The sequence below is a fragment of the Sulfitobacter sp. HNIBRBA3233 genome (assembly GCF_040149665.1).
GTDB classification, from domain to species: domain Bacteria; phylum Pseudomonadota; class Alphaproteobacteria; order Rhodobacterales; family Rhodobacteraceae; genus Sulfitobacter; species Sulfitobacter marinivivus.
In genome coordinates, this window is sequence record NZ_JBEFLP010000002.1 from 382,290 (window position 1) to 393,388 (window position 11,099).

At 61.9% G+C, this 11,099-nt stretch carries 9 protein-coding genes; 5 read left to right on the forward strand and 4 right to left on the reverse strand.

The window, feature by feature from the left end:
* Positions 1–63: 63 nt before the first annotated feature.
* The 3 genes from ABMC89_RS15095 to doeA all read right to left on the reverse strand — a co-directional run bounded on the left by ABMC89_RS15095 (position 64) and on the right by doeA (position 3,827).
* Positions 64–1,020 (reverse strand): response regulator, encoded by a 957-nt coding sequence (locus ABMC89_RS15095; RefSeq protein ID WP_349569373.1) that lies wholly within the window; start codon positions 1,018–1,020, stop codon positions 64–66.
* 636 nt (positions 1,021–1,656) lie between these two features.
* Entirely contained in the window at positions 1,657–2,646 is a 990-nt protein-coding gene (doeB, locus tag ABMC89_RS15100) for a N(2)-acetyl-L-2,4-diaminobutanoate deacetylase DoeB (protein WP_349569375.1), read from the reverse strand.
* The gene (gene doeA, locus ABMC89_RS15105; RefSeq protein ID WP_349569377.1) at positions 2,643–3,827 is read right to left on the reverse strand and encodes an ectoine hydrolase DoeA; all 1,185 of its coding nucleotides are present in this window, start codon (positions 3,825–3,827) and stop codon (positions 2,643–2,645) included. The genes doeB and doeA overlap by 4 nt, the downstream gene beginning before the upstream one ends.
* A gap of 179 nt (positions 3,828–4,006) precedes the next feature.
* Here doeA and ABMC89_RS15110 point away from each other — a divergent pair, with 179 nt between their 5' ends.
* Positions 4,007–5,392: an aspartate aminotransferase family protein gene (locus ABMC89_RS15110; RefSeq protein ID WP_349569379.1), complete on the forward strand. Its 1,386-nt coding sequence runs from the start codon at positions 4,007–4,009 to the stop codon at positions 5,390–5,392.
* 71 nt (positions 5,393–5,463) lie between these two features.
* The gene (locus ABMC89_RS15115) at positions 5,464–7,059 is read left to right on the forward strand and encodes a class I adenylate-forming enzyme family protein (RefSeq protein WP_349569381.1); all 1,596 of its coding nucleotides are present in this window, start codon (positions 5,464–5,466) and stop codon (positions 7,057–7,059) included.
* On the opposite strand, the gene ABMC89_RS15120 is transcribed toward ABMC89_RS15115, so the two are convergent.
* Positions 7,056–7,697: a TetR/AcrR family transcriptional regulator gene (locus ABMC89_RS15120; protein ID WP_349569383.1), complete on the reverse strand. Its 642-nt coding sequence runs from the start codon at positions 7,695–7,697 to the stop codon at positions 7,056–7,058. The genes ABMC89_RS15115 and ABMC89_RS15120 overlap by 4 nt on opposite strands.
* 305 nt (positions 7,698–8,002) lie before the next feature.
* Here ABMC89_RS15120 and ABMC89_RS15125 point away from each other — a divergent pair, with 305 nt between their 5' ends.
* From ABMC89_RS15125 to ABMC89_RS15135, 3 genes are all read left to right on the forward strand, one after another.
* Positions 8,003–9,163 (forward strand): C4-dicarboxylate TRAP transporter substrate-binding protein, encoded by a 1,161-nt coding sequence (locus ABMC89_RS15125; protein WP_349569385.1) that lies wholly within the window; start codon positions 8,003–8,005, stop codon positions 9,161–9,163.
* Between the two features lie 63 nt (positions 9,164–9,226).
* Complete coding sequence (locus ABMC89_RS15130) at positions 9,227–9,778, forward strand: TRAP transporter small permease (protein ID WP_349569387.1); 552 nt, start codon at positions 9,227–9,229, stop codon at positions 9,776–9,778.
* Positions 9,771–11,078 carry a TRAP transporter large permease gene (locus ABMC89_RS15135; protein ID WP_349569390.1) on the forward strand — a complete coding sequence of 436 codons (1,308 nt, stop codon included), beginning with the start codon at positions 9,771–9,773 and terminating at the stop codon, positions 11,076–11,078. The genes ABMC89_RS15130 and ABMC89_RS15135 overlap by 8 nt, the downstream gene beginning before the upstream one ends.
* Positions 11,079–11,099: the final 21 nt, after the last annotated feature.

Below are 11,099 nucleotides of genomic sequence, written 5' to 3' on the forward strand. Positions count from 1 at the left end.
ATGCCCGGGATCATCCGGTACAGCCGTTTCAGGATTGGCAGGGCCGCTCGCGCGCCCGTGCCGTTAGGCGGACTTGAGCGCCACCGATTTTTCCCTGCAGAGCCGCAGTTGCAGCGTATCCAGCGCGCGCTCGAACGTGCGCGTCACGCGTCGCGGGCTGCCGGGTTGGGCGCGTATCGGTCGGCCAAGGGTGACTGTCGCCGGGACATGCGTATCCCGATCCGGCAGGATCAGGGTCTGCCTGAGGTCCGCTTGCAGCATCTCTTCGATCTCGCTCCAGTATTCGAGAAGATCGTCGTTCGAAATGCCGATGAACGTGCCATCCCCGACGTAGGACATGAGCAGGCTTTCACTGTCGAGCACCTTGCTGATCGATTTCGTCATGTTGAACAGGGTGCAGGCGTACTCATGCGTCGTCATGTTGTCGTAATAGACGTCGAATTCGTTGTTGCGGATCGCGAACACGGTCGTCGTCTTGAGCTGGCTACGCTCGATCTGCCACATGTAGTTGGCAAGCGAATAGCGGTCGGTGTACTGACTCGCATTCACAAGCCGCAGCGGGTCTTCAAAGGCGAATTCATGGTCGCCTTCCACGTCCCGTCCGCTGCGCGCGAAGGGGTCGAGGTTCGGCATCTCAAGGACTTTCTTGAAATTGCGGGCTGTCAGCTCGATCCGCTTTCCGATGTCGCCGAGTGCGAAAGGCTTTGTAATATAGTCATTCGCACCCGCTGCGAAGGCCCGCTCGACCGAAGACAGGTCTGAGTTCGCTGTCAGCATCACGATCGGGACATCACGGTAACGCGACAGTTTGCGGATCTTTTTACACAGCGTGATCCCGTCCATGACCGGCATGGATATGTCGAGGATCAGAAGGTCGAATTCATTATTTCTGGCGTTCAGCGCTTCGAGGGCACTGGCGCCGGATGACACCGCTTTCACCTCCGGATAGCCCTGTCTTTCCAAAACTCTGGGTAGCAGGTCCAAAATCATCGGATCGTCATCAACGAGAAGAAGTTGCACGGGTTCTCCCTTCCTAGATATTTTTCAACACCTTAGTTTTTACTAAATATTGGGGTACCATCCGATTGTGACCTAAATATGCTGAAGCAGATGAATAATGACACGTTTGGCGGGAATCTGCTCATCGGGTGCAACCGGACGCGCAGGGCAGGGTCTCTATCGAGTGGTCGGACGGTGAAAGGCCGTTCTTTCTGAGCGTCACAAGGGGGAGTTGCAGAGGGCCAACGCAAGCCCACCGCGTGAAAAGCAGCCGGAGAGGAGAAGACCACCGTCCCCTTTGGCCTTGCCGGCCATGGGCGTATCGACCCGTCGGAGCAGCCCGAGTTTTCCCCGAACCGCAGCGATCTGATCCGGAAGTGGCTGAAAAGCCGACGAAAACTTTTATAAGCGATGCGGGCCTGCTGGCGATCGTGAGGCACGGTTTCTGGGCGCGTGGTACGGGCGCCGCGAGACTTGCGGATTTAATGGGGTGCGGGAATGGCTCGGACAGGGGCGACAAGCGGGCCCTGGCACCCCCGCAAGGCTTCCATTTTCGGAAAAAGGCATCGCCACGCCGGCTCTACAATTCCGAGGTCTCAGGCCGAAGACGCCATGACATACGCGCCGCTCCACAATGGGGGCCGAGGCCAAAAATTGTCAGACCTCTACGGCGACCAGTGCCACGAAATCGCCGATCTTTATCAGGCCGGGCACATGGCGCGCTGTCAGCAGACCGTCCCGCCGCGCGTGGCAGAGGGCGGGCGCCCCGCCGGTCCGGTCGGCGGGCCATATCCGCGCGATCGGCTGTCCTTCGGTAACGGGGGCACCCAGATCGACCAGATATTCGACCAGCCCCGCCGTTTCGGCAAAGGAAAAACAGCGCTCGTCGGGCATGTCCAGCGCGATGGTCTCGTTGCGCTGCGGTGTGCCGGACAGGATGCCCGCATGGATCAGCAGGTTGCGCAGGCCCTTGCGCGCAATGGCAGCGGTGCGCGCCGAGGCGGTTCCCGCACCGCCCAGTTCGGTCGTCACAAAGGTTTTGCCCTGCCGTTCGACTTCGGTATCGAACATGCCGACATTGTCGATCTCCAGCATCCTGACAGAGTAGGGCGCGTTGAAGGCTTCCATCGCGGCCATGCAGGCGGCCTCCTGCGTCTTGTCCTCCAGCACATGCGCTGCGGCAAAGGGCAGAAAATCGAGTGTGCGCCCCCCGGAGTGGAAATCGAGAACAATGTCCGCCCGTGGCACCAGTTCGGTGGCGATATAGTGGCAGATCTTCTGCGTTACGCTGCCATCGGGGCGTCCGGGAAAGCTGCGGTTCATGTTCGCCCCGTCAAGCGGCGAACAGCGCAGACCGGCGGCGAAAGCGGGCTGGTTCATCATCGGCAGGATGATGACCCTGCCGGTGATCTCGGCAGGATCAAGCGTTGACGCCAGTTCCTGCAGGGCAATCGGCCCCTCGTATTCGTCGCCGTGGTTCCCGCCGGTCAGAAGCGCAGTCGGCCCGTCGCCGTTCGCGATGACCGTGATCGGCACCATGATGGATCCCCACGCGCTGTCATCGCGGCTGTAGGGAAGCTTGAGAAAGCCGTGATGCACGCCGGCGCTGTCCAGCGGCACGGTGGTGCGGATGGGATTGCCGGTCATGTCTTGACGACCAGTTCGCGCGGCGTGGAGCAGAAACACTCATGACCGGTTTCGGTGATCAGGATCGGTTCGGTAATCTCCAGCCCCCCGTCATCCAGCCAGAGCGCGGGCATGAAGTGGAACGTCATGCCGGGTTCCAGCACGGTGGCGTCGCCGCGCCGGAAGGAAATCGTCCGCTCGCCCCAATCGGGCGGATAGCTGATCCCGATGGCATAGCCGCAGCGGCTGTCCTTTTCGAACCCTGCCTTGTTCAGCGTGGCGTTGAACGCGTTGGCGATGTCCTGCGCCTGATTGCCCGGACGGGCCTGTTCCAGCCCCGCCTCGATCGCGTCGAGCACGGCTGCCTCGGCGTCCTGATATTTCTGCGGTACCTCGCCCAGAAACAGGGTGCGCGATTGCGGGCACTGGTAGCGGCGATGCGCGCCCGCGATCTCGAAGAACGTGGCCTCGCCCGTCTGCATGGGCCGGTCGTCCCATGTCAGGTGCGGGGCCGTCGCGTCCATACCGGAGGGGGCCATGGGCACGATGGCGGGGTAGTCGCCCCAGAACCCGTCAATTCCGCGGATACCGCTGGCGTAGATCTCGGCGATCAGATCGTTCTTGCGCATCCCCGGCTCGGCCAGTTCAATCACCCGCCGGTGCATTTCCTCGACGATACGCGCGGCGCGCTGCATATATTCGATCTCGCGTTCGGATTTCACGGCCCTTTGCCAGTTCACCAGCCCTGTCGCATCCTTGAGAGAGGCCGCGGCCAGCCCCGCGCTCAGCGCGGCATGGGCGGCGGCGGAGTAATAGTAGTTGTCCATCTCGACCCCGATGCGGGCCTTGCCGAGCCCCAGTTCCTCCAGAAGCAGTGCCAGATCGGTCATCGGATGCTTGTCGGGGTTTTGCACGAAGGTGTCATCGTAGCCCCGGATGCTGTCGGCACCCTGCATGAATACCGTGCGTTCCGCGCCACGCGCGTCCATCGCGCGCCCCCACCACACCGGATCGCCTTCCTGCGTCAGGATCACGGCCTGATACACGTAGAACGACCACCCGTCATAACCGGTCAGCCACGACATGTTGGACGGATCGCACACCACGATCGCCTCCAGCCCGCGTGCGGCCATGACGTGGCGTGTCTTCGCGATACGGCGGCGGTATTCCTCGGTGGTGAAGTTCTTCTCGAAGGTGGACATGCGTGCGTTTTTCCCGGGTTATCGGCTCTGGGCAAAGCCTGTTGCTTTTTGTCGTCGCTGGCAAGTTTCGATTGCGCGCAGGGTCGCCGTGTTTCTTCTGATCACAGGGGGTGGAGAGCGCGCCCGATTTCAACTAGCGTCGGATCAAAGGACTGCCGTTTTCAGACAAGGATTCAAAGATGAGCACAGCCGCGACCAATGATGTTCTGACTCAATGGGATCATGACCATTTTTTCCACGCGTCGACGCATCTGGGCCAGTTCGCCCGGCGCGAGGTCGGCAACCGGATCATCACCGGCGCGAGCGGCGTCCACATCACCGACCGCGAAGGGCGCAGATCGCTCGATGCCTTTGCGGGGCTTTACTGTGTCAATGCCGGCTACGGGCGCAGCGAAATCACCGATGCCATCGCCGAACAGGCCAAGGAGCTTGCGTATTACCACGCCTATGTTGGCCACGGCACCGAAGCGTCGATCACGCTGGCGCGCATGGTTGCGGAACGCGCCCCCGAAGGAATGAACCACGTCTATTTCGGTCTGACCGGGTCGGACGCGAACGAGACGAACATCAAGCTGGTGTGGTACTATAACAACATCCTTGGCCGTCCCGAAAAGAAGAAGATCATCGCGCGCTGGCGGGGGTATCACGGATCGGGCCTGATGACCGGATCGCTGACGGGGCTTGATCTGTTCCACAAGAAATTCGACCTGCCGCTGTCGCAGGTCGTGCATACCGAAGCGCCCTATTACTACCGCCGCGCCGATCGCAGCATGAGCGAAGCGGAATTCTCGGCCGATTGCGCGGCCAAGCTTGAGGCGCTGATCGAACGCGAGGGCGCGGACACGATCGCGGCCTTCATCGGAGAGCCTGTGTTGGGCACCGGCGGCATCGTGCCTCCGCCCGCCGGCTATTGGGAGGCGATCCAGGCCGTGCTGTCCAAGCACGACATCCTGCTGATCGCCGACGAGGTGGTTACCGGGTTCGGCCGTACCGGCAGCATGATGGGATCGGACCACTACGGGCTGAAGCCTGATCTGATCACCATCGCCAAGGGGCTTACATCGGCCTATGCGCCGCTGTCGGGCAGCATCGTGTCGGACCGCATGTGGGATGTTCTGGTCAGGGGCACCGACGAATTCGGCGTTCTGGGTCACGGCTGGACCTATTCCGCGCATCCTATCGGTGCCGCGGCAGGGGTCGCGAACCTGCAGCTGATCGACAAGCTCGACCTGATTTCGAATGCTTCCGATGTGGGTGCCTACCTCAACACCGCCATGGCCGACGCGCTGGGCGCACATGCCAAGGTCGGCGATATCCGCGGCGAGGGGATGCTCTGCGCGGTCGAACTGGTCGAGGATCGTGACGACCGCGTTTTCTTCGATCCCGCCCTCAAGATCGGACCGCGCGTAGTGGCCGCGATGCTGGAGCGCAATGTCATCGCCCGCGCGATGCCACAGGGGGACATCATCGGTTTCGCGCCACCCTTCTCGCTGACCCGCGAGGAGGCCGATACGGTTGTCGCCGCAACGAAGGACGCCGTCGCCGAGGTTCTTGACGCGGGCTGACGGATTGGCAGTTGAACTCCTGTGTGCAGTCGGGCCAACTGGCCATCCACAGCGCAACAGGAGGAACCGCAATGCAGGACTGGCCGGCAGAGATCACGTCAAGGATCGGGACCGAAGAGCATTTCGGACGCGGCCCGATCAAGTGCTTTACCGACAGGCCGGACAGCCTCAACACGATGGTGGCAGAGGCGGTTGCGCGCAACCCCGAGGGGGAGGCGATGGTCTGCGACGACATGCGCGCGACCTACGCCGAGCTTGACGCGAGGGTCGCGGCCTGTGCGGCCGGGCTGGTGGGGCAGGGTGTTTCGGCGGGCGACCGTGTCGCAATCCTGCTGTCGAACGGGCCGGAGTTCCTTGTGGCCTTGCTGGCGGCGATCCGTGTGGGGGCCATCGCCGTGCCGATCAACGTCCGCGAAGGCGCGCCCGAACTGGCGCATATTCTGAACGATTGCAGCGCGTCGGTGGTGGTCCACGACGCGGAGATCGCCGAAAAACTGCCAGCGCCCGAAGACGTGCCATCGGTCAAGGCGCGCTACAGCGTGGGCGGCGCATCGCAGGGGTCGGCGCCGTTTGCGACGCTCGAGAGGACGGGTGAGGCTGCCGCGCCAGCCCCGGTGGACGAGGAAGATACCGCCGTCATTCTCTATACGTCCGGCACGACCGGAAAGCCCAAGGGCGCGATGCTGACGCATTTCAACATCATCCATTCGGCAATGCATTTCGAGCTTTGCATGAAGCTGGGCGAGGGCGAGAGGTCCCTTCTGTCGGTGCCCGCGTCGCATGTCACCGGTCTGGTGGCGACCCTGTTCACGATGCTGCGCACCGCCGGTTGCAGTGTCCTGATGCGCAAGTTCGAGGCCCGCGCCTTCCTTGAACTGATGGCCCGCGAACGGGTCACCCAGACGCTGATGGTGCCGGCGATGTACAACCTTTTCCTGCTGCGCTGCACTGTCGAGGACTTCGATCTGGCCGAGTGGCGCATCGGCGGCTACGGCGGCGCCCCGATGGCGCAGTCGACAATCCGCGAACTGTCGGAAAAGCTGCCGCAACTGGCGCTGATGAACGCTTACGGTGCGACCGAACTCACCTCGCCTGCGACGATCCTGCCGATGGGGTTCGGGGTGACGCGCGCCGACAGCGTGGGGATCTGCGTTCCGTGCGGCGAAATCCGCGTGATGGATACCGACGGGAAGGATGTGCCACCGGGCGAGCCCGGGGAGTTGTGGATCAAGGGGCCGATGGTTGTGCCGGGCTACTGGAAAAATCCCGAAAAGACCGCAGCGGAATTCAGGGATGGCTATTGGAAAAGCGGCGACATCGGATCGCGTGACGCGGACGGGTTCGTCCGGTTGCACGACCGGCGCAAGGACATGATCATCCGCGGTGGCTACAACATCTACAGCAGCGAGGTCGAGGACGCGCTGACGGCGCATCGTGACATCATCGAATGCGCCGCAATCGGCCGCGCCGATCCGGTTCTGGGTGAAAAGCTCGAAGTATTCATCTACACCGAAGCGCCGGATCTGGACGCCGACGCGGTCAAGGCGTTCAGCCGGACCCGACTGGCGGACTACAAGGCACCGGATTTTGTGACCTTCAGCGATACGCCCCTGCCGCGCAACGCGAACGGAAAAATCGTCAAGACGGCATTGCGCAACAAGGGCTAGGGCCGCGCCCGCAACCCGTTGAGAAGCGTGCCCGCAAGGGTGCGCGCGATCCGCTCGCGGTCGGCATCGGTCTGTTCGGGGCGCACGCGATACCAGTCGACCAGACCGTTCAGCGCCCCGATCAGCGCGCGGCCCGCCAGTGCCACATCCGTCACCGCAAGGCTGCCGTCGCGCTGGCCTTCCTCCAGCACAGCGCGAAATCTGTCTTCGTATCCGTTGCGCATGTCGATCAGCTGGGCAAGGATTTCGCGCTCGGCCGCGGTGGTTGAGCCTGACAGATACATGTCCACGCCCAGACGGATGCTGCGCTGGTAGGGCAGGGTGTCCATCATCACGCGCGCGTGGGTCGCTGCCATCTCCATCAGCTTTTCGGGCGGCGGACAGCGCCGTTCGATAATCGGCTCGATCGCGTCGAAACAAAACTGCATCGCCTGACGGTAGACGGCGAAATAAATCGCGTTCTTGGACCGGAAATGGTGATAGACACGGCCCTTGGTCGCGCCAAGCACGTCGGCGATATCGTCCATCGTGGCTTTTTCGAGCCCGCTTTGCATGAAGCACGTCGCGGCGGCTGCGATGATTTCCGACTGGCTGTCCGGTTTCGATTCGTCGTCCGGTTGTTGTGGTTGTTGCTCCATCCCGTTTTTCCGTACCTTCCGCAGGTCGCGGTGCCTTTTAGCCCGGCGTCCCTGATGCCCTTTGCTGGCAATGGACCGTGCGCGACCTAGCTCCTCCCATAGGCGATCGGCGTGGGGGATGGCGTGACTAATGGTTGTCGTCCCCCCAGCGATCGTCTAGACATACTACTGGGAATGTTGTCCGCGTAAACACTGTTGTCGACGCGGACGGGCCCGGCACGGGAGGGAGACCTGCGCCAAGCCCTCACAACCGGAGAAATCCGGAAGAAACATAACGTATGAAAAAAACCAAGGGAGGACATATCATGTCGATACAGAATTCATCCAAGACGGTCGCGCTCGCAATCGCGGCATCCGCGACAATCGCCGCAACACCGCTGGCCGCTCAGGAAAACCTGAACTTCGCCTACGGCTATCCGGCCAACTCCGCGATCGGGCTTGCCGTATCCGATTACGGCGATGCCGTCGCCGAACGGTCGAATGGCGAACTGGCCGTGACCGGTTTCGCCATGTCCCTGCTCAGCCTGCCCGAAACCAGCCCCGGCGTGCGGGACGGTCTGGCCGACGTGGGCTTCGTGCTGCCACCCTATTATGCCGCGGAATACAGCACCAACCTGTTCCTTCACGAGCTGAACCAGCTGATCAACCTCGCCGAAGAGCCTACCGGCAAGGAGCCGCTGGCCTTCACCGGTGCGATGGTCGAATACACCTTCAACAACTGCCCCGAGTGCATCGCCGAATTCTCCGCGCAGAATCAGGTCTACACCGGCGGTGGTGTGACACCGCTTTACAACCTGCTGTGCAAAGACGTGAAAGTGACCTCCGTCGCCGACCTCGAAGGCAAGCGTCTGCGTGCGGGTGGTGCCGGTTTCGTCCGTTTCGCCGAGCACTTCGGTGCACAGGGCGTTCGCCTGCCGGTGAACGAAGTCTACGAAGCGCTGGACCAGGGCATTCTTGACTGCGCAATGCTCAGCGCGCCGGAACTGACCAACTACAACCTGCACGAAGTCGTCACCGACATCACGCTGGGTGTTCCAGGTGGCGCGTTTGCCGGTGTGGCCTCGGCCAACGTGAACCAGGACAAGTGGCGCGGCATGACCGACGCGCAGCGTGAAGCGATGCTTTATGGTGGCGCCGTGATGACCGCCGCAACCACATGGAACTTCTACACCGACGACGCCGCTGCGATCCAGAATGCGCGCGACAAGGGCATCAACATCTACGATCCCGAGCCCGAGCTGCTGGCGGCGTTGAAAGAGTTCACGCGTCAGGACCTCGAAACCGTGTCGGCCCTCTTCACCGATACGTATGATGTCGAGCGTGCCAGCGAGATCGCGGGTGAATTCCCCGCCATTCTCGAAAAATGGTACGGTCTGGTCGCGGATGTCGAAAGCCAGGACCAGCTTCAGCAGCTTCTGTGGGATGAAGTCATCTCCAAGGTCGACCCTGCGACCTACGCCCAGTAAACCCCTTAAGGACGCAGCGTTCGCGCGCTGCGTCCTTTTTCGTGTTTTTCAGGAGGCTGCTCCATGCAAGCAATTGGCAAGGCGATTTCCGCCGTCGTCGCTGCGTCTTCGGGTATTGCCGGTGTTCTGGTCGTCCTTCTTGTGGCGCATGTGACACTTGATGTGGCAATGCGCTACGTCTTCAATACGCCGCTGAACGCCACGATCCTTTATGTAGCGTCATTTTATATGGTCGCCATCGCGTTCCTTCCTCTCGCTCTCGTGGAAGAGAAGGACATGCACATCTCGGTCGAACTTCTGGCCGAACGGTTCCCGTCCAAGATCCAGACCTTTCTGGCATTCCTCGCAACCCTGCTGACGGCCATCGTCACCGCGACCGTTGCCGTGCGCACCGGGCAGGAAGCGTTGGTAAAATACGCAGGCGGTGCCTATTCGATCGAGGCGGGCGGCAAGATCATCACATGGCCCACCTACTTCTTTTTGCCTGTCGGTTTCGGGCTGATGGCACTTGTCTCCGCATGGAAAACGATTGCGATGCTTCTGGGCCGTGACAGCGGTCTTGTCGCCCCCGAGATCGAAGACCCCTATCTTTCGAAAGCTGACTCAGATGTCTGACCTTCAAACCGCCGGCATCTTCATCGGGGTTCTCTTCTTCCTGATCCTGATCCGTATCCCGATCGGGATTTCGCTGATCGCCGTTTCCTTTGGCGGCCTGTGGTCGATGTTCAACTGGAACATCGCCTGGGGATCGCTGGGGATTGTCCCCTACAACTTCGCCAGCAGCTGGGTTCTCAGCTCGATACCGGCGTTCCTGTTGATGGGGTTTGTCTGCTACCACACCCGTCTGACGCAGGGCTTGTTCAGCGCGGCGCAAATCTGGCTATCCGGTCTGCCCGGGGGCCTCGCCATCGCGTCCGTTTTCGGCTGCGCGGGATTTGCGGCGGTCACCGGATCGTCGGTTGCCTGTTCTGCCGCCATGGGCAAGATCGCCGTCCCCGAAATGGTGCGCAACCGCTACAGTGCGGAACTGGCCACCGGGACAGTCGCCGCTGCGGGCACGATCGGCGCGCTGATCCCGCCCTCCATCCTGATGATCCTTTACGGGATTATCTCGCGCCAGTCCGTCAGCCAGCTTTTCCTCGGTGGTCTGACCGTGGGGATCATCACGCTGGCCGCTTACGTCACGCTGATCCTCGTGCGGGTGAAGCTGAACCCCGATCTGGCTCCGCCGGTCCACTCCGAAGCCACACGCCGCGAAAAGATCCGCGCGCTGGGCGATACATGGCCGGTGATCCTGATCGTGATCGGTGTTTTCGCGGGCCTGTTCGGCGGTGCCTTCACCCCGACCGAAGCGGGCGCAATCGGCGCCATGCTGTCGCTGGTCGTCGCGGCGCTGTACCGGACCCTGACGTGGAAGGCGCTGCGCATGGCGGTGACCGAAACGATCACCACCACCGCGGCGCTGCTGATCATCGCCGTCGGGGCGAGCCTTCTGACACGCTTCCTCGCGCTGTCGGGGATCGGTGATGCGCTGTCGTCCAGCATCCTGTCCTTCGGGGTGTCTCCGGTTCTGATCATGGTCGGCGTTGTCGTGGTGTACCTCGTGCTCGGCATGATGCTGGAGCCGGTGGGTGCGATGCTGCTGACCCTGCCCATCGTCATCCCGCTGGTGGATGAAACCGGCTACAGCCTGCTGTGGTTCGGCGTGGTGCTGGTGAAACTGCTCGAGATCGGCATGATCACCCCGCCGATGGGGATGAACGTTTTCGTCATCAAGGGGGTCATCGGCAACATGGCCTCGCTGACCACCGTGTTCCGTGGCGTGGTCTGGTTCGTCGTCGTCGATCTTCTGATCGTCGCGCTGCTGATCGCCTTTCCGCAGATCGTCCTGTTCCTGCCCGAAATGATCGGCTGACGCCGCGCGTCAATTGAAACA

Bases quoted from the DNA above. Each gene is read 5' to 3' on its own strand.
- ABMC89_RS15110 (WP_349569379.1), top strand. From the start codon at position 4,007: ATGAGCACAGCCGCGACCAATGATGTTCTGACTCAATGGGATCATGAC.
- doeA (WP_349569377.1), bottom strand. From the start codon at position 3,827: ATGTCCACCTTCGAGAAGAACTTCACCACCGAGGAATACCGCCGCCGT.
- ABMC89_RS15120 (WP_349569383.1), bottom strand. From the start codon at position 7,697: ATGGAGCAACAACCACAACAACCGGACGACGAATCGAAACCGGACAGC.
- ABMC89_RS15135 (WP_349569390.1), top strand. From the start codon at position 9,771: ATGTCTGACCTTCAAACCGCCGGCATCTTCATCGGGGTTCTCTTCTTC.
- ABMC89_RS15130 (WP_349569387.1), top strand. From the start codon at position 9,227: ATGCAAGCAATTGGCAAGGCGATTTCCGCCGTCGTCGCTGCGTCTTCG.
- ABMC89_RS15125 (WP_349569385.1), top strand. From the start codon at position 8,003: ATGTCGATACAGAATTCATCCAAGACGGTCGCGCTCGCAATCGCGGCA.
- ABMC89_RS15115 (WP_349569381.1), top strand. From the start codon at position 5,464: ATGCAGGACTGGCCGGCAGAGATCACGTCAAGGATCGGGACCGAAGAG.
- doeB (WP_349569375.1), bottom strand. From the start codon at position 2,646: ATGACCGGCAATCCCATCCGCACCACCGTGCCGCTGGACAGCGCCGGC.